We start from the raw sequence: 23,329 nt of genomic DNA, 5'->3' as shown, positions 1-23,329 counted from the left end.
AGCAATAAAAAGGAACACATATGTTTGTACCCAGCATTCTTTTAAAACAACTATATACAAGAGCAAGTCTTGCCAAGACTGAAAAAGGGGTGTCATTTTCTTTAAAGAACAGGTTAAAAGATGCCGTCATAAAAGAAGTAAAATGGATTTCACTAGACGGAGAAAAAATACCTGAACATAAAATATCTCTGCAACTAACCAGTGACACAAATGTTAGCGTTGACGAACTAAATAAGTCGGAAGGAAAACCGTTCGGACTTCGTCAAACGATTACCGTACATTTAGATATTGATGAAGTAGCCAGTCCAGAAAAGCGCAAGTTAGGTATTTGCTTTTCAGCATCGCCATTTGGGAAATTAAAGTTTGAAGTAGAAGATAACATAACGCCTGCGGGTCAACGCAGTGTTCATATTCCCCGTGATGACATGGACGACTATGGCGAGTCAATTATAAAAACACGTCAAGCTTATTTTGAAAGCGCAACGAATAAGAAAATTAACCACGTTGGCAAGTACTCAATTGACCCTCAAGAGCTTCAGGGCAACATTGAACACTTCATTGGTGTAGCACAAGTACCTATTGGTATTGCAGGCCCCCTTAAGATAAATGGTGAATACGCGCAAGGGGAGTTTGTTGTGCCCTTGGCAACAACAGAAGGTACCCTTGTTGCCTCTTATAACCGCGGTATGAAGCTGCTGAACTTAAGTGGGGGGGTTACCGCCACTGTTGTAGACGATGCCATGCAACGCGCCCCTGTTTTCATTTTTGAAAATGCGCGAGGAGCACGGGACTTTGTTAAATGGGTAAAAGAGAACTTTGACAAAATCAAAGAAGAAGCTGAAGCAACATCAAGTATTGCGCAGCTGACGTATGTTGACCATTTTCTCTCTAACAAATTTGCTTTTTTGCGTTTTAACTTTCGCACGGGTGATGCAGCGGGTCAGAATATGGTAGGCAGGGCGACCTTTGCCGCTTGTGGTTGGATCCTTGACCACTATGAAGGTATAGAGAACTTTTACCTTGAGTCTAACTTTGCAACAGACAAAAAAGCGTCGCAAATTAATATCATGCGTACACGTGGTAAACGAGTTACCGCAGAAGCAACAATAAAGCGTGAACATCTTCTAGAAGTTATGCGTGTTGATCCCAAACAAATAGATTATCACGCTAGAGTAGCTGGGGTGGGGTCGTTCTTGTCTGGTGTTAATAATACGGGTCTACATTCACCTAATGGCATAACTGCGATGTTTATTGCAACGGGGCAGGATGTAGCAAACGTGTCGGAGTCGTCAGCGGCAATGATGTACTCTGAATTGACCGAAGAGGGCGATTTGTACGTTTCTATTACTATTCCATCGCTAATTGTTGCAACTTATGGAGGTGGTACTGGTATTGGTACACAGCGCGAATGTTTAGAGTTGCTCGACTGTTATGGTAGAGACCGAGTGTACAAATTCGCAGAGATTGTTGCTTCAGTGGTGTTGGCAGGTGAAATTTCATTAGCGTCAGCAATTAGCTCTTCTGATTGGGTATCATCTCACGAACAATACGGTAGGAACCGCTAATCGCTTTATTATCTGTTTTAAAAGCGCCTTCATAGGCGCTTTTTTGTTCCCAAAGAAAAAGGTTAATTAAGCAAAAACCGGTTGCCTAGAGGGTCTTGCGAACCCGTAACGGGTTCGCAAGAGATGTCTAAAGGGGAACTTATTACATTGGCGTTGTGATAAGGCTTTTGGCTAGATGTGTTTTTCATCTCAATTAGACGGCCTTCTTGCAGTGAAATGACTCTATCTGCACTGGCAATCGTTTCAGGTCTGTGTGCAATTATAACCCGCGTAATAGAGAGATTCTTGATGACAGTGTTAACCGACTTTTCTAATTCGGTGTCTAGGTGACTTGTGGCCTCGTCCATAAAGAGAATTTTGGGTTGCTTGTAAAGCGCCCTAGCGAGGAGCAAGCGCTGAACTTGACCACCTGATAGGGAAGTGCCCATATCGCCTACCAGCGTGTTATAGCCCATTACCATGCTTTCAATATCTTTATCGATTGCGGCAACTGTGCAGGCCCATCTAATGCGCTCCATATCTCGCATTGGTTCAAAAAAAGCAATGTTATCGGCTATCGAGCCTGACAACAGTTGATCATCTTGCATAACTACACCAATTTGTTGTCTATATTGGTGTAATCCAAGCTTCTTGATGTCGATACCATCTACGCTTATACAGCCAGTTTCTGTTGTGAATAACCCTAACATAAGCTTCATCAATGTTGTTTTCCCACAACCAGATGGACCAACGAGGGCTACTGAGCTACCTGCTTCAATGGAAAAATCGAGGTTATTGAATAGGCAAGGTTCACTCTCATGGTAGCGAAAGCTTACATTTTTAACCTGCAGGCTACCTTTCAAAGGAGCAGAAGGCATATGGCTCGTTAAGTGAGACTCTTTCTCTGAAAGCGCAATATCTGCCAAGCGATCAAAGTGAAGGCTCAACATTTTAAATTGAATGTATTTCTCAATCAGATTTGCTGTTTTTTCAGTAAACTGACGTTTGTATGCCATAAAAGCAAACAACATTCCTACGGATAATTGGCTTTCCATTACCAACATGGCAGCAAGGTAAATAACAATAATATTTTCTGCACCGAAAACCAGTTTATTAAAGCTCTGATAGCCTATGGTTAAGTGGCCAACTCGAATACCTGAATTCAAGGTGTCTGCTAGATGACTATGCCATACGCTTTGACGTTGTATTTCTTTTCCATAGAGCTTAATGGTTTGAATAGCGCGAATCGTTTCCATGAAATTTGATTGTTCTTTCGCTTGATTAACAATAACTTCTTCAGACATCTGCCTCATGGGGCGGTACATAATGCCCCTAACAAAGGCGTACATGGCAATAGCACACAGTACAACAGCGCTTAACAGTGGGCTGTATAGAAATATCATGAAAAGTGTGGTGATAGCCATAACACCGTCAACAATGGCTTCTATTACGCCTTCGGTTAACAAGCTTCTAATTTGCTGTAGTGCACCAAAACGGGAAACCACATCACCAATATGACGTTTTTCAAAGTAGGCTAATGGCAACCTAATCAAATGATGAAAAAGGTTTGCTGAGAGCTGAATGCTCATCAAATTACTAAAGTGAAGCAAAAGAGTACTTCTAACAGCTCTGGTAATTAGTTCTACCAGCATTAATATACCGAAGCCGATAGCTAAGACGAAAAGTAATTGCTTATCGCCACTTTGTAGAACGTCATCAACGACCAGTTGCATGTAGTAAGGACTAGCGACTACAAAAAGTTGTAACAACAGAGAAAGCACTAATACGTTAGCTAGTGTTGAACCCAAACCGGTTATCGTTGACCAAAAGTCTGATAGTCGCATAGTGATACGAGTATCTTTTGGTGTGAATGCCTTTGTAGGAGTAAGTTCAAGAGCAACACCGGTAAAGTGCTTAGACAATTCACTGAGGTTATAACAACGCTTCCCTAACGCCGGATCGTGTATTTCTACATTATTTCCGCTTACTCTTTTCAGCACTACAAAGTGGTTCATATCCCAATGTAAAATGCACGGTAGTTTAAGTTGCGGTAATTGATGTAAATCTAAGCGCAATGCTCGAGTACTTAACTTAAGGGTATCTGCAATACCCATCAGCGAAGCTAAACTTGCACCTTTTAACGAAATACTGTGATCATGTCGTAGCTGTGCTAAGTCGGTCTTGAAGCCATGAAAGCTAGCTATCATAGCTAAACACGCCAAGCCGCACTCTGATGCCTCGGTTTGCATGATAACCGGTAGTGCCTTAATGCCACCGAAATTGAGTAAATGGCGAGGGCTTCTCATTTCAATTTACCTTTTACGCTGATGATAGGGTCAAATAACCAGTCAAAAAGAGAGCGCTTATCAATCATAATATCGGCCTCAAGCAGCATACCTGATTGCAATGGAATAGTATCGCCATAAGCTTCAGCCCATTGATGTTTAAGCTCTACAATAACTTGGTAAACTGGCTCGTTGAAGGCAACGGGTAAGGTTGTTTCATTGGGCAAAATGACGGTCTTAGACACGGCCTTAATATTCCCCTCGTATAATCCAAATCGTTGAAAGGGAAATGCGTGGTAACGAATTCGGGTTTGTTGCCCTTCCACAACAAAACCGTAGGCGCGGGTTGGAACATATAATACAGCTTCAAAGAGAGCATCTTTTGGCATGATGGTCATGAGCGGGCGGCCTGTGTTTGCCATCGTACCGGTGTTGACCAGTAAGTTCGTCACCACACCATCTTTAGGACTAACAATACTGACACTACGCTGTGCTTCAGTTTGAGAAATATGTTTGTTTATATCAACGAGCTGTGAATTAAGGCTACCAATTTGGTCATTGTGTTTAATGGGAAGTTGATTTAACTGATGGTGAAGTTGCTTAAGATTTTCGTGGCTTTCAAGAATTTGCGCAGTATTCTTTTCACGTTGTTGTTCCAAGGTAAGTAAAAGGTCTTGTTGGTTTGCTAGTTCCTTTTGACTTGTAAAACCCGCATTTGTAAGCGATTGCAGGTCTTCTACTTTTCTTTGGTGTAGGGAGATACGTTGTAAAAGGAGTTCATGCTGTAATTGTATATGCTTGCGAGTGGATGCAACGTACTTTATTCGTTCTTCCAAACGTCGATAGTCTGTTTCGAAAAGGTGTTGTTTATTTGCGATGTTTTGAGTAATTAACGCTTTTTGAATTTGAAGCTGCTGAATGATCGCGTCATTCGCACCGGTGCCAGAACTGATCTCTCGGTCTAGTTTAATCTTTGCTAACACTTGCCCCTTAGACACGCTGTCACCTTCGCTTACGAAGATCTCCTCAATTAATCCATGGGCAACGGGATACACTTTGTTTAGCCCTGAAGTTGGGCGCAAATAGCCAGATACCACTTCTTTTCTGTGATATTCACCCCATAACAAAAAGAGAACGCCAATGAAAACTATGGCAACTAGGAACACTGCTATTCGTGTGAAAGCGGTATGCGTGGCAATAGTGACCTCTCCATCAAGCTTATGACTTTGATGGGAAATTGCCTCTTCTCTGAATAACGCCGCCATAACCAATCAGGCTTCAGTAGTTAACAAACAAGCACTACTGTGCACTTTCCATTCGCTGGCTGTACATTTTGTCATGACATGAAGGTTGTCAGACAGGTTTGAGGTCACCTTTTCTCCTTGTCTACCCTCAACGTGCAATTTGTCTCTGATAATCAACATGTCTTTTTGTTTCGCAACTAATTCTACAGAGCGAATTTCAATATGCATTTCTAGTTGTTGTCTAATTGCGGTGTATTGCGCTTTTACACTGTGTAAAAAAGGAGAGTTTTTGTGATAGAGGGTATCTAACTGGTCTAAATCACCGTGGCACACAATGTCGTAATAGTGACTAAAAAATTCACTGATTGTCATGAGTTGTCTCACTTACTGTCCGTTGTTTAATCAGTTGTCTTCACGTCACAAAACCTAATGGTAATGGTGGTTTATCATGTGTTGAGTATCATATTTTGTGACTGCGACAACGAAATCCATTTCGCTTGCGTAGCGAGTTTACGTACTTAATTTTAGTGGGAATTGCCGTTATATCGACTGATCTACAGATGTGTTTTAGCTTTACTATGCCATGTAAAGCTAAAGCGGCTTAACTGTGTACTTATATGGCATAAAAAAGCCAGTGCGGTAAGAAGAGCTTCCTATCGACACTGGCTTTTGATATCAATGATTTACTGGGTACGCACATGGAAGTCACGTAGCGTACCCATTTGCTCATCTATTTGTGTACTTATGCGGGAATATTAGTGTTCCCAGTGGTAATGATGTGCTTTTGCTTCAACTTCATCGGCAGTTTGCTGCGGCATAAAGGTCGCATTATCCTGCTCGAAGAAGAAAGGCTTGCGTGTTTTCTTGCTTCCCACTTCATTCATGGTAGCAGACTCGTAAACCCGTCCATTTAACACGGTGTATTCAACAAATTCACTCTTTCTGATGTCGCTAAGTACGTCGCCGTCGATAACCACAAGATCAGCAAGTTTGCCTTTCTCGATACTACCAATGTCTTTACCCATACCTAGGTGTTTCGCACCATCGATAGTGCCACCGCGAAGTGCTTCCCATGGTGTGAAGCCACCTTGTTGCATTATCCAAAGCTCCCAGTGCGCGGCAAGGCCTTCACGTTGACCATGTGCACCAATGTGAACGCTAACACCATTGTCGCGGAGCTCTTTGGCGTAACTAGCAACATTTTGATGGTTGTACTGATTTTCAGGTGCGGTTGGTCTGCGGATAGCACGGCTATCTAGAATAGTAGACGGCGTGTAACGCAGTAGGCGAGGGTTTTTCCACACTTCGGTTTTATCGTACCAATACTCTTCGCCCATCATACCGCCGTAAGACACAACAAAAGTTGGCGTATAACCAAAGTCTGTAGCCTTCCACAATTGTGTTACGTCACTGTAGCCTCGCTCAACGGGGATACTGTGTTCAAGGCCAGTATGGCCATCAACCAGCATAGTCAGGTTCTGTTGAAGCTTACCACCACCTTCAGGCACAACCATCATATCTTGATTTTTGGCAGCCCAAAGTACTTGCTGGCGCTGATCGCGACGTGGCTGGTTGTAACTCTTAACCGAGATTGCCCCAGCCTCTTTTAAACGCTCTACGTGGAAGTAGGCGTCTTCGTAGTTATTGATAATGGCTTTGTAACCTAACGCTTCAGCACCGTATAAAATAGTACCTGTTGAGTAGATACGCGGAGCAACGATGTCGCCTTTGCGTTGTAATTCAGAAGCAGCAAAGATTTCTGTCGTATCGTTAGATGGGTCGTGAATAGTTGTCACACCAAATGATACGTTAGAGTACTGGCTCCAGTTTTGCTGAGGAATGATTTCATTACGTCCCTGAGAGCCGTGGGCGTGAGCATCTACTAAGCCTGGAATGATGGTTTTTCCGCTGGTATCAATTTGCATCGCATCATCAGGAATTTGAATGTCACCGCGCTTGCCAACGGCTTCAATGCGGTTGTCTTTAATAAGCACTACGCCGTCTTCAATAATCTCTTGGGTATTGTCTGCATCGCGCATGGTAACCACTTTTCCGCCAACCAATGCTTTATAACCCGAAGGTTTGTCGGCTTCAGTTGAGAATGAGAGATCGACACCTTGTGCTACTGGCTCAGGTAAGGTCTCCGGTGCACCGTCTAAGAATGCAAAAGCATCATCCAATGAACGGCTAAACAGCGTAGGCCCATTAAACCAACTCAATGATTTGTTGTCTGGTGACCAGGTTAGGTATTCACCAGCACGGCTTGAAAGCTGCGTCACTGGAAGTGATGTCATATTCGGGCCAATTGTGATTTTTTACCGTTTTCGACAAATGGCGCAACATAGGTTTTAAATTGATAAACAAACGCTATCCATTTTTTATCATGAGATAGTTTGTACTCACTTACTTTGTCAGCACCGTATAGGTGAGTGCGTTTGTCGTTGCCTGCCAAGTTTACACTAGACAGTTGTGTCTCGTAGTACGCCTCGCCACCGGCAGATTCTGTGAAATAAACACGGTCGTCATTTCCAGCGAAATGCGCATTGTATCCTCCACTAGATACTTTACTTACGGTGTCTTCATCAAGGTCGGCAACGTAAATACCAGGGTCTACAGAGTATTTAGGATCAAGAAGGTATCCACCAGTAAACTTGCGGAAAACTACTTTTTCGCCATCGGCAGAAAACGACGGCTCAATATAGTGACCTGGTTGCTCAGAGATAACTTTGCCTTTGCCGCCACGGGCAGAAACGATGCGAACGCTACCGAGGTCTTGGTCATTCCATGTTGTATAAACAATTGATTTACCATCGTTAGAGAAGCGAGGGTAATATTCATCGTGATCGTTCTGCTTAGTCAGGCGTTTCATTTTGCCCGATTTAACATCGCGCACGTATAGCTTACCTAATGCTTGGAATAAAATAGATTTACCGTCTGGTGACATTTGTGACCAACGGATCATTTTTACATCAAAGGTATCCGGTGCCACGCCTACATCAAATCGTAGCGCATCAGCAAATTTCACCGTGCCCTCAACACTAATATCAATTGTTCGGGTAGATTTATCTTTTATATTGATGGCATGAAATTTACCGCCTGTCCAATACACTATTTCCGAACTGTTTGGCATCCAGTCAAAATAAGCAAAGTAGCCTTCAGAGCCAAAACCTTCTTGCATATCTCTCTCTAACTCAAGGGTAAGTGGCGTTTCTACACCTGTCTTAATGTCTTTGAGGAAAAGTGCGGTTCTGTCTTTAACACGACGAACGAAAGCGATGTATTTACCATCAGGTGACGGCGTCGGTACTACAGCACCACCAGTACCACTGATATAGCGATTTTCTTCTGCCGTTTCACGGTCGTAGCGGGTGATCGCAAAGATGCCCTCAAGTGGGTCACGGTTGTAGTCAAAACTGCTGCCTGGAACGGTATTTTCAGTGTAGTAAATATACTTTCCATCATGAGAGAAAACGGGGTCAGCAATATTTTGTTGGTCTCGTTTACCACTATTACGGGCCTTGATCTGAAGACCGTCACCGCCAGATTTGTGATACATCCAAATCTCGCCAGCCGGAATACTGCGGCTCGACATTATACCCTTTGTTACAACAAGGTATTCACCATCTGGACTCCATTTAGGAGAGTGGATCAAGTTAGACTTTTCTTTGGTAATTTGGTGCAAGTTACTGCCATCAATATCCATTACCCATACGTTGCTCAAGCCATCCGCATCTGAAATGAAAGCGATTTGCTTGCCGTCAGGTGAAATAGAGGGGTGGATATTCCAAGCAAAGTCTTGTGTTAGAGGCGTCGCATCGCCACCTGAGATATCAACTTTGTATAAATCCCCCAACATATCGAACACCATAAATTTGCCGTTAGGTGCGATATCTAGGCTAGACCATGTAGTTTCAGTGGTTTTAATGGCCACCTCATTCAATTTATAGGGAGGGTTATTAACGTCCCAGTTCTCAACATCGTATGACGTTGCAGTGTCGGTACTTTCTTGAGCAATGGCATTGGGTAGCGTACCCAAGCCAAGAGCACCTAATAAAGTGACGGTTAATAAGTTCTTGGATGTTTTTATCATAGTAGAGATTCCAAACGCTTGTTGTTTTGTTTTCTGTCTAGCTAACAGTATTCGCTATGCCAAATGATCTCAATTAATTAATGGCAAGAGGAGATATGTTAACGTAAAGCGAGGTACACAGCAGTTTTATGCGGTTGTACGCATATTTTGAGCGTTTAATCGATCGCACTTAGTCATAATGTGAGTTTTGTCGCTACAATCATGTTTTTTTCCGCATCTACTTAGCAATATTCACATTTTTCTACTACGGTTTATGAGACAGAGAATACTTCAATTCACGTTATTCCAACTCTCTTTTGGCGAATGCTTTACGATGCATGTTGCATCGAGTGTTACAGCGGCAGTAGAGATCATAAAGACACATTCTATAAGTATTGTTATTTGTGAATGGCAAATTGAAACTACCGCGACGTCCACTCTATTTGAACAAATAAATACGTCCCACCCCATGTCATTACCTGTTGTCATCGTTGTTTCAGATTGTGGTGACGACGAAGAAATGCGCAAAGCATTTAGTGCAGGAGCGTCTCACTATATTACAAAGCCGTATAACATTATTGCATTCACAGAGACTGTTTTAGGTGTGAAACACCAGATTGAAATTGTGCAACAAATGTACAAAGACAATGTTGATACCAGAGAAGCTGCTCAAACGGCAATGAGCCAGGCGGCGATCTATGGTACAGGGATGGAAATTATATCTGCCTTAAACGCTTGTAATGACACTTATGCCATGTCGAAAACGTTACTTACTACGCTTCGATTTAATGGCGTTCACGCGGCCATACAGTATCGTGACGATAATACAGTGACAAGTTTTGATACTGATATGACACTTTGTGATGAAACTACTGAAAAAGTGTTTTCCGTATTGCATTCACAAGGAAGGATTTATCGTTTCGGCAAACGTTTGATGTTAAATGACACCAATGTCTCTCTTCTTATAAAACGAATAGCGCGAGATGATCCCATAATTCATGATGCCATTTTGGATATGGGGGCTAAATTAGTACCAGCGGTAAATGCGCGTTTTAATAGTCTTAGGCAACAGCAAGCACTCAATTCTGCGCATAAAGATGTAGAAACCGCAGTGGCGCAAATAAAAAATACTATTGTTGATAAAGCAAAGGAAAAGGCACAGGCGGTAAAGCGTGTTTCAGAGGCTATTGAAAGCAGCTTCCATTTGCTTGGCCTTTCAGAAATACAAGAAGCATTTTTCATAAAGTTGATTGAAAAAGAGCTTGATGAATGTGATGAAAACCAAGACATTAGTGCCATAGATGATACATTGCAAGGTGTGCTTGCATGCTTAGCCCCTCAAGTTGATGAAGTGGGTACTTCGCATCAAGATGCTAGTTCTAATGAATCTTCGGAAGACCCACCCATGTATCAGGATGTGGAGTTCTTTTAGTTCTTAAGCTCTTCTGCCATTAAAGGCTGTAGTAGCTTTTCACTAATATATATAGCCCCTTCAACCGTTAAGTGACCATAATCAAAACTTAACAAAGTATCTTTGGGTTTGACTAAGCATTTTAGTAAGTTACCGTCGGGTTGGCATAAGTGACCTAAGACATCGATGTAACTGACACCTTCAACTTCTGCTAGTAATTGATGCATATATAGATTGGAAGCAATGAGTGAGTGTCTAAAGCTTCTATCGGTAATATGTTGTTTGCCATTGTGTCGGGTTAGATAAACTTCTGGTAAAGATGGGTCGTATTGTGGTACTGGCCCGACAATAATGATGTTTTTAACGCCAAAAGATTTTAAGTGTTTAATCGTGACGAGCCAGTCTAATTGTTCGTGGTGGCGTGCGGTGGCCATTATGACCATATGTGGCTTAATGCGCTTGATTGCTTTTAGGGCGATTAGGTTAGCAACATTGCAACTTTTCGCGTAGGAGTTCAAGCCTTGGCGCTGTTGTTCAAAAGATGGTTGGCAAGTACTGGATGAAACTTGATAAATTGGTGTCTGTTTTGGCACTATCGCGCGAATACCCGGCGATAATGCACCTAGGTGTGAATCCCCCCACAAAAATACCCCTTGTCCAATGGTATCTTCTCTTATGCATTGCGGTTGCACTTGTCTATTGCCTGTGATTTTGTATTGGGTGTTGGGATTACAGGCTTTATACCAACCATCAGGATCAATTGTCTGATTGCTGTAGCGGTTGTATTCGATATTGCGCTTATCTTGGCTCACGGCTCGAATGGCATAATGCCCTTGTTGAAAATAAATCAGCAAACTGGCAATGATGGTGATGATTGCCAATAAGGCAATATGCCAAAGATGGCGCAGTCTGGTTTCGATCAGCTGGTAAGAAATAAAACCTAATGCTATTGATAACAAAAGGCCTGTGGCAATAATGACATAGTTATCGTTTGCATAGTATTTGTGTATCCATACGACAATTGGCCAGTGCCACAAGTAAATTGAGTAAGACCAACTACCAATATATTGCAGTGGTTGCCATTTTAATATGCTTGTTACTTGGCATTGTAAAAACAAATAAGTGCTAAGTACTACAATGGCAGTATAAATGCCCGGCCAATACAGATTGGAATTCATGGCAAAACAGGCAAAAACCAAAGTGATTAGCGATAGGTAAAAATAACCTTTAGTAAATTTAGCTGCGCCGCGCCATGGGTATAAAATTACCAAAGCGCCGGCTAACATTTCCCACGCTCGGGTGGGCAATAAATAATAGGCGGCGCTCGGCCAGCGGCTACTGGCGTAAACGGCTAACGCAAAGCTCAAAACGGTTGCCGCCAGTATTACTAACTTAATAACGTTAAGGTGCAAATAGCGATATAGTGGTGCGAGCACTATGGGGTAGAGTAAGTAAAATTGCCATTCCACCGATAATGACCAAGTATGCAATAACCATTTTTGCAGTGATGAGACATCAAAGTATCCGGCTTGTTGATAGTAAGCGATGTTAGAGACCAAGATACTGGCGTGAAATACTTCGTTGGCAAGGCGAGCAAAGGTATTATCGAGCAGTAAAAACCAACCTAAAATTAATACAATTGAGCACATCACCAGTAGCGCAGGTAAAATTCGTTTAGCTCTGGCGACGTAAAATTGTCGGTAAGAGAAGCTGTGTAGGTATAACTTCGAGACAATAATTTGGGTCATCAAATAGCCGGAAATGACAAAAAAGACATCAACCCCTAAAAAGCCACCGGGTAGTTGTTCAGGAATGAAGTGATAAAGCATCACAGCTATCACCGCAAAGGCTCGCAGTCCGTTAATATCCTTTCGGAATGTTCCCATCATGGCAGCTCACCCTTGAGATATGGCAAAATCACCTGCCAAGCGTATATTGTTGGGTGACCATCGTCATTAAAGAGTAGTTTCCACTTGGACAGAACATTTGTTTGATTCAGGCAAACCATATCAAGCGCACAGCATGTCGTGGGTACAACGACTTAAGAGAGTATTCAACATTGATATCACGCAGCGCGATATATGTGAGCACACTGACGTGAAGATAATTTCGTATATGATGGAGGTTGTAATCATGCAAAAGATACTAACGCTTTTGGTTAAACAAGGCTTATCGATAACTGCCAACTCATCCTGTCGGAACCGTTTGTCGGCAGAAAACGAGCTTGTGCACAACAAGAGCGAGATAGGAGCCGAAGTGTGATTATCACTCCTCCCAGTTGTTGGGCAAATCACCAATTATTTTATCTACCATCCATTCAATATCTGCAGGGTTTTCCATGCCTGCTGCCAATGTCCGTAGGGCGATAAATTGCCCTTGTAACCACGTTGCAGCGCGATTGGTTTGTATGTTTTCTCCAAGCTCTCCAATGGACTGAGCCTTTAAAATTATTTTCTGAAATGAATGTCTCAGCAGCTCTGACGATGTTTGCAAAGCGCGTTGCACGTTATCTGGCAATTCAGTCCAGTCAGCTTGAGTTTTGATAATCAAGCATTGCACTTTGTGCATTGAGCTGTCATCCATTGACAGTGGAATACATAGAAATCTGCGTAATTCATCGAGTGGAGACTGGCTTTCAACGACATCGAGTATCTGACTGTTTAGTCGTTGTGTGTATGAGTTGAGTACTTCCAAATACAACCCTTCTTTATTCCCAAATGCTGAGTAAATACTTCCCGGGCGTTTATCCAGAGCGGCCTGTAAATCGCGCATTCCAGTGCCAAGGTAGCCTTTTTTCCAAAATGTTTCCATAGCCCGTTGGATACTTTCTTCTCGTGGATAACTCATCAATCTACCTTATATTAATTAATTTGAACGATCGTTCACTTTTATCTTGAACGATCGTTCAGTGTTGAGGTATGGTACGACTTCAACACTAAAACTTAAAGGAAAGTTATGACAGATTTTACCATACACACTATCGACAGTGCACCTGAGGCGGCAAAGCCAATGTTAGAAGACTCCATTGCTTCGTTTGGCATGCTTCCAAACTTACATGGCGTTATGGCAGAAGCCCCTCTTGTACTGCAAAGCTACAAAGATTTACACGCCAATGCATTAAATACGTCATTTACAGCAGAAGAGCTGACAGTTGTTTGGCAAACGGCAAATGTTGAACACGGTTGCCATTATTGTGTGCCAGCTCATACAGGCATTGCTAAAAGTATGAAAGTGGCTGACGATATTAGCGAGGCACTTCGCAACAAAACCCCTTTGCCTGAAAAACTTGAAGTGCTTCGTGACACTGTAAAAGCAATTATTATTGAGCGAGGTAACCCGGATACTCTTCAGTTATCGGCGTTTTTTGAGTCAGGCTATACAAAGCAGCAGTTACTGGAAATTATTTTGATACTCGCTCAGAAAGTGATGAGTAATTACATCAATCATTTAGCACATACACCTGTGGATAAAGCATTTGCAAAGTATGAGTGGCAGCCTGCTTAATGGCTAATGGCGGAGCTACTTTCCCGGCTCCGTCGTCTTGTTTGGGCCTCAAAACTGCATCGGTTCCGATTTTGCGATGTACAATTTTGACCGCCAACACGAATAATGAACAAAGATTAAGCCGGCTCTAAATCGACATGTTCTTCTCTGTGCTGCACTGTTTGGTTATTAGCTCAGGATGTTGACCAATATGCGTCCATTGACATTGATCATCATATATTGAGCAATAGCAAATAAAGATATCTAATGTTCTTTCTAAAATAGAGAGTACATCTCTAAATTCTTTTTGAGGCACATTGGTGTCGAAACGCAAAAGTGTTAATGATTTATTAGCGGGTATGTAGGTATTTGAACTCAATCCTTGATCGGCAACGTCGAGTCTCCACTGCCCATCACCGTTGTCGTTCAATGTTTCGATTACATGGCGAGCTGCAGAGATGTGCCTATTATATGCGGTTGAATAGCCTGGAATAGAGAAAGGCTCTTCTACTCGCTTATTGAAAAATACATGAAACTCCTTTACTGCTGCTGGCCCCATACCACTGTTGTGAATGTTGTATTCTACAGACCTCTCATCATCAAAGTTGTTTCTAACCCTATCGGAAACTAATACAGGCATAACAGACTTTCTATTGTGCCTACGCTGTTCATACCCATCAATTCCAGCCATCGTAAGGGCAGTAAAAGCAACAATTAGGGCTGCAATATCAGTGTTAAGTTTAAGTTTCATAGAAAGCGTGGAGATAAAAGCATTATCTATTGATAGTAATCGAGCAAACTGAGATGGACTAATCGTTTCAGTAAAGTAAAAAGAAGGAAGGTATGTTTGTTAAAATTAAGATTACTTAAGAAAGTAAACCCGAAGCATGGCCGATGCTTCGGGTTTAACAGTCAATCAATTGTGCGGCGAAAAATGCATTGCATTTAGGTCATAGTAACAAACTCTTCAGCACTCGTCGGATGTATAGCAACACACGCATCGAAATCGGCTTTTGTTGCGCCCATTTTTATTGCAACAGCAAAACCTTGAAGAATTTCATCCATACCGTGGCCGATGCCGTGAAGCCCTACCACTTTTTCATTTTCACCTGCGCAAATTAGTTTCATTTTTGTCATTTGGCGGTGACGTGTGACAGCGGTATACATAGAAGCAAAGCTCGATGTGTACACTTTAACGTTTTCTCCGCCGTACTGTTCAATTGCGGCTGCTTCAGTCAAACCGATAGTGCCAATTGGCGGATGACTAAATACTACGGTTGGTATTAGTGAATAATCCATAAAGGCATGAGTTTGCCCGTTAAACAGACGTTCACTTAAAATACGCCCGGCTTTTACCGCAACAGGGGTCAACTCAGCTTCACCAGTAATATCGCCTACAGCATAAATACCTTTCGCTGTAGTATTTTGATATTTGTCTACTTTAACCGTTCCATTGTCATTCAATGTTACATCGGTATTTTCAAGCCCAATCACATCAGTTGAAGGTTCACGGCCAATTGCCCAAATTAAGCAATCCGCTTCGAGTACTTCCCCGTTAGTCAGGTGAATAGAAAGTGTGCCATCAGTGGCTTTTTCTACTTTTTCTAAGCTGGTATGTACGTGTAACGTAGGACCCTCAGCGTGGATCATCTCTACCAGCGTGTCGTGAATGATAGGGTCAAAATTGCGCAGTGGTGCATGCTTTCGCACAACTAGGTGCGTTTCAGTGCCAAGTGAATGAAGTACGCCAGCAAGCTCGACGCCGATATAACCCGCCCCCACCACTACCGCGCGTTTAGGCTGGTCTTTTAAAGCGAAGAATCCGTTTGAATCAATACCAAATTCTGCACCCTCAATATCAGGCATAATTGGGCGACCACCTACTGCAATGGTAATGTGATCAGCGGTATATTGTTCGCCATCGACTTCCACGGTATTGTTGTTAATGAACTTAGCAAAACCACGAATTAGGGTTACGTCGTTTGCGGTAAGTACACGGTCGTATGATGCATGAATGCGCTCGATATAGGCTTGGCGACTAGCAATGAGACTGTCCCAGCTAAATTTATTTACCGTAACGTCAAAGCCATACTCTGGGGCATAACGGTGAATAGCTTCCGCAACTTGAGCGCCGTACCACATTGCCTTTTTGGGCACGCAGCCAACGTTAACACATGTGCCACCAATATCTTTAGCTTCAATAATGGCTGCTTTTTTTCCGTGTTTAGCAGCGCGGTTAGCCGAAGCAATACCACCGCTTCCACCACCAATACAGATGTAATCGAAATGTTTCATGTAAAAGCCTTAATCGTTGTTTTGGTAAGTGTTTCCTTGCACTTTAATACAAGTCGTTATTAGCATAAACGAAAAATTGAAAATCGCTTTGCCGACACTTAAGCGTGTTGCTGTAAGAGACCGAGGTTTAGCTATTTCTCTTTCAAAACTGAAACACCAATTAAGATTCGTCTCCTTCTTGGAACGGAGTACCGTCTTCTTGTTCCACGTGAATACTGAAGGCTTTGCCGCGCTCGCGTTCAAAGTGAACAAGTTTATTAATAGTTGAACTGGTAAATACGTGCCCCTCGGGCAATATCAAAATATGACCGTCATTGTATAAGTTTTGGGCTAGAACCATGCCGGGTTCTAGCTGCGTTGCTTTAAGTGATGTATTGAGAAGCACCGAGGTTGATACTGCGTCTATGTTTAGAAGTAGATCGAGGTATTCACCGTCATAGCGTGTGTTGCGATGCTTTTTCAATTCAACTTTGGCATCGCGGGGGCTGACTTCAATACCAGTCATTCTTCCCGTTATTAAGCGTAAATAGTCTCTGGCGATGGCGAGTATTCTGGCGCCAACAGGTATTTCATTGGCAACTTTTTTATAAAGTCCGGTGCCATTGTAGTGTTCAAATTGAAACTCAATGATATCAGAGATGTGGTGTAACTCATGGGCAGGGGCTAATATTAGGGCGGCCTGTTTGGTTTGAGATAAGTAGTTTTGCTGCTGTTGATAATTAAGTTGACTAAAGGGCACCAAAAAATCTTCAGTTTCAAGACCAACTTGCCCAAGCTCACAGATAAGGCCGGCATAACGAATTTGTTTGATTTCATCTTTTTCCAGCTTTGCTGCGCGCGCTAATTTTGTTGCTAGCTCACTAACCTCAATAGCAAATTTGCCGTTGATATGTGGGTTTATGCTAATAACATTGAACAAAACCTGCTCCATTGCGAGGTTGTGCTTCTCTATTTTGTGTAATGCAGCTTTTATTTGACGAGTTCGTTTTTGCACAGTTTGCTCGAGCGAGGCGTTAATATCCTTTAATTTCTTGTTCTGTAAACGAGATAGCTTTTGCAGGCGCTCGTTCTCTGATTTCAATTTTATTCGCTCAAGCCCTTCCTCTACTACCGATACGAGCTCTTTGTTGTCCCAAGGTTTTTGCAAATATCGGTGTATTTTGCCTTGGTTAACGGCTTTGATTGTAGATTCAATGTCAGCGTAACCGGTGAGCACAACTCGAAAGGTATTGGGGTATTTATTCGCTATTTTTTCTAGAAGTTCAGCACCTGACATTTGCGGCATCTTCATATCAGAAATTACAACGTGCACATCGTGTTTTTCCATTAGTTCAAGCGCTTTTTCGCCACTTTCAGCTAATAATAGTGTAATGTTCATCGAAAATAGGGCACGTTTAATTGCGCGAAGAATGTTAGGTTCGTCGTCAACAAATAGTACGGTGTAGGTGATACCTTGATCTGCTGTTGGCTCGCTCATAACTAATTATCCTTTCGAACTGCTTGCACTATTGTTAAATTAAAATGAAACCCTCGTTAGTTCGGTTTCTATCCATATTTGTTAATACACTATTACGACGCTTTACCCTCGATCGGTAGAGAAAGTATAAAGCAACTTCCTTTGCCTTCTTCACTTGTAGCGCAAAGCATACCGCCGTGTTCTTGTGCAATACCAAATGATATTGATAACCCTAAACCAGTCCCTTGTCCTTCAGGTTTTGTAGTAAAGAAGGGGTTGAACAATTTATCTAGATGGCTTGGCGGGATACCACATCCCGTATCTTCAACACGAAGCTCAACGGTGTTATCTACTTTGCGGGTAGTTATTGTCACTTGTCCTTGCTTGCCTGTACTTTCTATAGCTTGACCCGCATTAATGAGAAGATTAGTAATGACTTGTGAGATTTTGCCCACATTCATTGGAATGTCCGGAATGTTTCCAAGCTCCTTGTCGACAGTACACACATATTTTAGCTGATTATTTACCATAGCCAGTGTGGTTCTTACACAATCATTCAAATTGTGTAGTTGCATTTCATCGCTATCAACGCGAGAGAATAACTTCAAGCCTTTGACAATTTCAGCCACTCTTTGTAACCCGTCTCTTGAATCATTCAACAAATCCGTGATGTCTTCATTAATAAAATCCATATCTTGATTTTCCAGCATGTTGCCTAGGTCACTGATGGCAATGTCGCGCTTTGGGTTATCTGTCTCTTTTAAAATTCGCTCAATTTGAGAAAAAATAACTTGATAGGTGGCGATGTAGTCGCTCAAGGTTGATATGTTGCTGCTAACAAAACCAACAGGGTTATTTATTTCGTGTGCTACGCCAGCTGCAAGTTGACCTACTGAGGCCATCTTTTCTGCTTGCAATAGTTGAACCTGCGTTTCTTTTAAATCCTTGTTGGCATTTTCCAATTGAAAGTTCTTTTTATGCAATAACGCAGTTCTACTTTGCACCTTTTCTTCTAAAACGGCATTGAGCGTAGTGAGTTCATCTTGTGCGCGCTGGCGCTGTTCATGTTCTTCTTTCAGTTTTTCAACTAAGTGATTGAACGCTTCTGCTAAGTCACTTAATTCGTCTTTTCCGCGTACCCTCATGAAAATGTTCTGATAGTTGTTGCTTTTTACAGCACGACCGAGATGTCTTGCGCCTTCATGCAGACGCACCAGTTGAGACATAAGATATGAGCCTATGATGTATGAACATAGGCCGATAAGAATCAATTCAAGCAATGCCAAAGCCAACGTCCAACTGCGTACACGTGATACCGACTCGGTTACAGAGGCAATATTTAGGCCTATCTCAACAAATCCATAGAGCGAGTCATTAACCATTATTGGGGCGCGAGTATCATAAATACCGTCTTTGGCGGCAGACACCGAGCTATCTTCAATAAATGGCCTGCTTATAGCCGCTGTGTTGCCATTTTCAACGTAAATCCTGCCTTCTTTGTCTTTTACTCTTACATACGAGATGTTTGGGTTAGTGAGTATTTCAGTGACGTCAGCATCTAGCGAAGATAGGTCGTAGCTGAGAAACGCATTCTTAGTTGTCGACACGAATAGAGATGCGGTTGTGTCTGCAGATTCTTTGACACTGTTGTCTACCAACTCGTTAAGCAATTGGAATACAGTGATAACTAATACCAGTAAGAGTACGGCGGTTGTTGACGCAATACCTATTATAGTTTTAGTTCGAAGGGACAATCGCATAGGTCATCTCATTAAAGATGAGGACGAGAGAGCGACACAATACCAAGCTCTCTAACATCGTCCCAGTCGTTGTCGTTAGATGAAATAAAGCCACTGAACTCCAGTCCTTCCAATACCCACGCTTTACTTGCGTCGTTGGTTATTGCTAGCAATGCTTTAAGAATAGTCTCTCTTTGGTTTTTATCCATCTTAGGGTGGGTCGCAATGGCGTGTGGGGTGTAGCCTTTACTTTGCCAAAGTATACGGATGTCGTCTCTTATTTCTTCTGGAATACTGTTTAACGTGCGGACAATGCCGCCACCAGCAGTGAAGAAACCTCGTTGGACTGACATATATACTGAGTCATGTGAATTCACATAACGTGGGATAAACGCAATGTTATTTTTACGCAATTCACCGCCAGTGATGATTGTGGCTGCAAATGCCGCTGGAGCAGGGAAAGCTATCTCAAGACCGCCTAATTCTTCTAAACTGATGATGGGGCTGTCCTTACGGACGATAATGATACCTTTGATTGACTTGTCTTTTTGACGAGCGAGGGCGCGATAGCCCACTGAATCACTAAAAACAACAAAGTGATATGGGTTCATATATGCAATGTCATAATTGCCATTGGCAAGATTAGCTTCAAAAGTGGGAATATCTTTGGCAGTTTTAAAGACGACCTGAAGCCCTGTAAATTCCTCGATATAGTCTATTAGGGGTTGCCATGTTGCGGCTAGTTTTTTCGCCGATTGCTGAGGCACTACGCCGAGAGTCAACGTGTTTTGTTGGGCACTCACTGCGGTCACAAAAAATAGTAATAGAGCACATGTGTAACAAACTACTTTTGCTTTCATTCTGCCTCCCTGATGTCGATTATTATGAACTCATTAATTGTTCAAGTACCATGGTCAAATCGTGATTTGAAAAGGGCTTTTGAAGAGTCGCATCTGCGCCAATCTCGAGTGCGCGTTCAAGGCTGATATCATCAAGTGCCGAGATAACAACAATTTTTAAATCTTTGTATTTACTCTGACTTCTTGTGAATTCAATAACGCTATACCCGTCCATACCCGGCATACTAAGATCAAGCGTCATTACTTTGGGTTCATGTTGACTCAACATGATGCCAGCTTGAAAGCCTCCTGTGGCAATATAACTGTCATAGCCAGCACGACGGGCTACTCGCTGAATAGATTTAGCAACTGGCATTTCGTCATCAACAATAAGCACTGCTGGGTTTGCTGTGCCCTTTAATGCCTCGGGAATAGGCATGTTATGACGTTCTAAGAACTCTATGAAATCTTCTACTAATACGCGATTGTTGCCTCGACCTGGCAATTTAAAACCTTTGAGTTTTCCGCTTTCAATCCATCGAATAACGGTACGCAAATTCACGTCGCAATAAGCAGCAATTTCACCAGAAGTTAATGTTTTCATATCTATCCTTTGCCGAATTATTGATCAAATTATAGTATGACAATTAGGTTGAGACAAAGTAGACAAAAGGATTAATTGAGACATTTGTGACAGCGAGAGTTTTGCTACACAAAAAAATGATTGGACCTTTAGTGTCTTATTTGGCGCTTTAGAGGTATGTATTGTCTATAAAAACGTAGGCGCAGAATTAAGGTATGTCAAATGTCAAAGCTCACTCGCTTATTTATACGGTAGCGACCATAATTAAGCCTTGATAAGCTTGCATTTACTCAGCTTAACCCCATCTGTATTTCATGACATATCAAGAGTGACCCAACTATGACAACGCCTGCAATTGAAAGGGTAGATGGACTACCGATATTTTCAGCTATTGAAGCTTCAACCATAAAGCCTGCAATTGAAAATGCCATCGCTTTGTGTAAAAAGGAAATTGACGAGGTCGTGGCTTCGCAAGATTACTCGTATGCCAATGTGGTACAGCGTCTTGAAGAATCTGACGATCGCTTAAGTAAAATATTTTCTCCCGTTTCGCACATGAATAGTGTAGTCAGTAGCGACGAACTGCGAGAAGCGCACGATGCGTGCTTACCATTGCTCTCAGAGTACGGCACTTGGGTTGGTCAGCACGAGGGTCTGTACAATGCCTATGTAGCGTTACAGTCATCTGATGAATACATCGGTTTATCTGAGCAACAGAAAAAGGTGGTTGATAACGCGGTACGCGATTTCACTCTATCAGGCGTAGCCTTACCTGCAGAACAGAAAAAGCGCTTCGCGGAAATTCAGGCAAAACTAAGCGAACTTTCCTCTACGTTCTCTAATAATGTGATGGATGCCACAATGGGGTGGACCAAGCACATTACTGATGAAAGTGAGTTAGTGGGTATGCCAGAATCTGCACTTGAAGCAGCAGCACAAGCTGCGCATCAAAAAGACCTGCAAGGTTGGTTATTTACTCTAGACATACCGTCTTACTTACCCGTTATGCTGTATGCCGATAATCGCGAGTTGCGAGAAGAAATGTATCGTGCCTATGCGACTAAAGCGTCAGAACAGGGGCCTAATGCTGGCCAGTGGGACAATACTGACATCATCAAAGAAACCCTTGCTTTGCGTACCGAATTAGCAGAATTACTGGGTTTCTCAAGTTATGCAGAGCGTTCGCTTGCAACAAAAATGGCTGACTCAACGGATCAAGTCGTCGGCTTTTTACGGGATTTGGCAGCCAAGTCTAAACCACAGGCTGAACAAGAGCTTGAAGAAGTTAAGCGCTATGCAAAAGACACGCATAATGTAGATGAATTGGCTGCGTGGGACCTACCGTATTACAGCGAAAAACTGAAACAAGAAAAATACACCATTTCCGATGAAATGCTACGCCCTTATTTTCCTGAAGACAAAGTGCTCTCGGGCTTGTTCGAAGTAGTGCATCGCTTGTATGGACTTAGTATCACAGAACAAACCAATGTGGATGTGTGGCACAAAGACGTACGCTACTTCACTATCACAGATGAGAATAAGGTTCAGCGTGGTAGCTTCTACCTAGACCTTTACGCGCGCGCCAAAAAGCGCGGTGGAGCGTGGATGGATGAATGCAGAGTTCGCCGACTAAAAAGCGATGGCGATTTACAATTACCGGTGGCCTACCTAACGTGTAATTTCAATGCGCCAGTTGGCGATAAACCCGCGCTATTTACCCACGACGAAGTGGTAACGCTGTTCCATGAGTTTGGTCATGGTATTCACCACATGCTAACCAAAATTCATGTGGCGGGCGTGTCTGGTATTAACGGTGTGCCGTGGGATGCTGTCGAATTACCAAGCCAGTTCTTAGAAAACTGGTGTTGGGAAGAGGATGCGCTCAATTTTATTTCTGGACACTACGAGACTGGTGAGCCGTTACCAGCAGATTTGTTAGCACGTATGCTAGCCGCACGCGACTATCAGTCAGCGATGCAAATGGTACGTCAGTTAGAGTTTAGCTTGTTTGATTTCTTGCTACACAGTGAGAAAGGCAGCGATGTAGATGTTCAAGGCACGCTTGATAAAGTACGTGAAGAAGTTGCGGTGGTTATTCCTCCTTCATTCAACCGCTTTCAAAATAGCTTTGGGCACATATTTGCAGGTGGCTATGCCGCAGGCTACTACAGCTATAAATGGGCTGAAGTACTTTCTGCAGATGCGTACAGTAAATTCGAAGAAGACGGCATATTTAACCGTGAAACGGGTCAGGCATTTTTGGAAAATATTCTGGAAATGGGCGGCAGTAAACCACCAATGGAGCTGTTTGTCGCATTTAGAGGGCGTGAGCCTCAGGTTGATGCTTTGCTTCGTCACAGTGGTATTAAAGGCTAACAAGA

At 42.6% G+C, this 23,329-nt stretch carries 15 protein-coding genes and 1 pseudogene; 4 read left to right on the top strand and 12 right to left on the bottom strand.

Annotation, left to right across the window (positions count from 1 at the left end):
• The first annotated feature begins 20 nt into the window (after nucleotides 1-20).
• Nucleotides 21-1,565 (top strand): hydroxymethylglutaryl-CoA reductase, encoded by a 1,545-nt coding sequence (locus EYR97_RS09370; protein ID WP_131093569.1) that lies wholly within the window; start codon nucleotides 21-23, stop codon nucleotides 1,563-1,565.
• Nucleotides 1,566-1,627: 62 nt separating this feature from the next.
• Here EYR97_RS09370 and EYR97_RS09365 read toward each other — a convergent pair whose 3' ends face one another.
• The 4 genes and pseudogenes from EYR97_RS09365 to EYR97_RS09350 all read right to left on the bottom strand — a co-directional run bounded on the left by EYR97_RS09365 (nucleotide 1,628) and on the right by EYR97_RS09350 (nucleotide 9,163).
• On the bottom strand, nucleotides 1,628-3,850 hold the full coding sequence (locus EYR97_RS09365; protein WP_131093568.1) for a peptidase domain-containing ABC transporter: 2,223 nt from the start codon (nucleotides 3,848-3,850) through the stop codon (nucleotides 1,628-1,630).
• Entirely contained in the window at nucleotides 3,847-5,094 is a 1,248-nt protein-coding gene (locus EYR97_RS09360; protein ID WP_131093567.1) for an efflux RND transporter periplasmic adaptor subunit, read from the bottom strand. The genes EYR97_RS09365 and EYR97_RS09360 overlap by 4 nt, the downstream gene beginning before the upstream one ends.
• Nucleotides 5,095-5,100: 6 nt before the next feature.
• The gene (locus EYR97_RS09355; protein ID WP_131093566.1) at nucleotides 5,101-5,445 is read right to left on the bottom strand and encodes a hypothetical protein; all 345 of its coding nucleotides are present in this window, start codon (nucleotides 5,443-5,445) and stop codon (nucleotides 5,101-5,103) included.
• Nucleotides 5,446-5,828: 383 nt separating this feature from the next.
• Nucleotides 5,829-9,163 (bottom strand): annotated as a pseudogene (locus EYR97_RS09350) (amidohydrolase family protein).
• Between the two features lie 313 nt (nucleotides 9,164-9,476).
• Here EYR97_RS09350 and EYR97_RS09345 point away from each other — a divergent pair.
• Nucleotides 9,477-10,574 carry a two-component system response regulator gene (locus tag EYR97_RS09345; RefSeq protein WP_165478014.1) on the top strand — a complete coding sequence of 366 codons (1,098 nt, stop codon included), beginning with the start codon at nucleotides 9,477-9,479 and terminating at the stop codon, nucleotides 10,572-10,574.
• Here EYR97_RS09345 and EYR97_RS09340 read toward each other — a convergent pair.
• Both EYR97_RS09340 and EYR97_RS09335 read right to left on the bottom strand, forming a co-directional pair.
• Entirely contained in the window at nucleotides 10,571-12,442 is a 1,872-nt protein-coding gene (locus EYR97_RS09340) for an acyltransferase family protein (protein WP_131093564.1), read from the bottom strand. The two genes, EYR97_RS09345 and EYR97_RS09340, sit on opposite strands and share 4 nt — an antisense overlap.
• A 376-nt stretch (nucleotides 12,443-12,818) precedes the next feature.
• Nucleotides 12,819-13,400 carry a TetR/AcrR family transcriptional regulator gene (locus EYR97_RS09335; protein WP_131093563.1) on the bottom strand — a complete coding sequence of 194 codons (582 nt, stop codon included), beginning with the start codon at nucleotides 13,398-13,400 and terminating at the stop codon, nucleotides 12,819-12,821.
• A gap of 108 nt (nucleotides 13,401-13,508) precedes the next feature.
• On the opposite strand from EYR97_RS09335, the gene EYR97_RS09330 reads away from it, so the two are divergent.
• Nucleotides 13,509-14,057 (top strand): carboxymuconolactone decarboxylase family protein, encoded by a 549-nt coding sequence (locus tag EYR97_RS09330; RefSeq protein WP_131093562.1) that lies wholly within the window; start codon nucleotides 13,509-13,511, stop codon nucleotides 14,055-14,057.
• A 127-nt stretch (nucleotides 14,058-14,184) separates the two neighbouring features.
• On the opposite strand, the gene EYR97_RS09325 is transcribed toward EYR97_RS09330, so the two are convergent.
• The 6 genes from EYR97_RS09325 to EYR97_RS09300 all read right to left on the bottom strand — a co-directional run bounded on the left by EYR97_RS09325 (nucleotide 14,185) and on the right by EYR97_RS09300 (nucleotide 20,969).
• Entirely contained in the window at nucleotides 14,185-14,787 is a 603-nt protein-coding gene (locus tag EYR97_RS09325) for a hypothetical protein (RefSeq protein ID WP_131093561.1), read from the bottom strand.
• A 194-nt stretch (nucleotides 14,788-14,981) separates the two neighbouring features.
• Nucleotides 14,982-16,331 carry a glutathione-disulfide reductase gene (gene gorA / locus EYR97_RS09320; protein WP_131093560.1) on the bottom strand — a complete coding sequence of 450 codons (1,350 nt, stop codon included), beginning with the start codon at nucleotides 16,329-16,331 and terminating at the stop codon, nucleotides 14,982-14,984.
• A 160-nt stretch (nucleotides 16,332-16,491) separates the two neighbouring features.
• Nucleotides 16,492-17,808, bottom strand: a complete 1,317-nt coding sequence (locus tag EYR97_RS09315; RefSeq protein WP_131093559.1) for a response regulator — start codon at nucleotides 17,806-17,808, stop codon at nucleotides 16,492-16,494.
• 92 nt (nucleotides 17,809-17,900) lie between these two features.
• On the bottom strand, nucleotides 17,901-19,547 hold the full coding sequence (locus EYR97_RS09310) for a sensor histidine kinase (RefSeq protein ID WP_131093558.1): 1,647 nt from the start codon (nucleotides 19,545-19,547) through the stop codon (nucleotides 17,901-17,903).
• 11 nt (nucleotides 19,548-19,558) lie between these two features.
• Complete coding sequence (locus EYR97_RS09305; RefSeq protein ID WP_131093557.1) at nucleotides 19,559-20,386, bottom strand: phosphate/phosphite/phosphonate ABC transporter substrate-binding protein; 828 nt, start codon at nucleotides 20,384-20,386, stop codon at nucleotides 19,559-19,561.
• Between the two features lie 22 nt (nucleotides 20,387-20,408).
• Nucleotides 20,409-20,969 carry a response regulator gene (locus EYR97_RS09300; RefSeq protein WP_131093556.1) on the bottom strand — a complete coding sequence of 187 codons (561 nt, stop codon included), beginning with the start codon at nucleotides 20,967-20,969 and terminating at the stop codon, nucleotides 20,409-20,411.
• Nucleotides 20,970-21,287: 318 nt separating this feature from the next.
• Here EYR97_RS09300 and prlC point away from each other — a divergent pair, with 318 nt between their 5' ends.
• Complete coding sequence (gene prlC / locus EYR97_RS09295; protein WP_131093555.1) at nucleotides 21,288-23,324, top strand: oligopeptidase A; 2,037 nt, start codon at nucleotides 21,288-21,290, stop codon at nucleotides 23,322-23,324.
• Nucleotides 23,325-23,329 lie beyond the last annotated feature (5 nt).

The organism is Alteromonas sp. KUL42 (assembly GCF_006538325.1).
GTDB lineage: Bacteria > Pseudomonadota > Gammaproteobacteria > Enterobacterales > Alteromonadaceae > Alteromonas.
The sequence above is the reverse complement of the archived record's forward strand: the minus strand, read 5'-3'. Positions and strand labels throughout refer to the sequence as shown.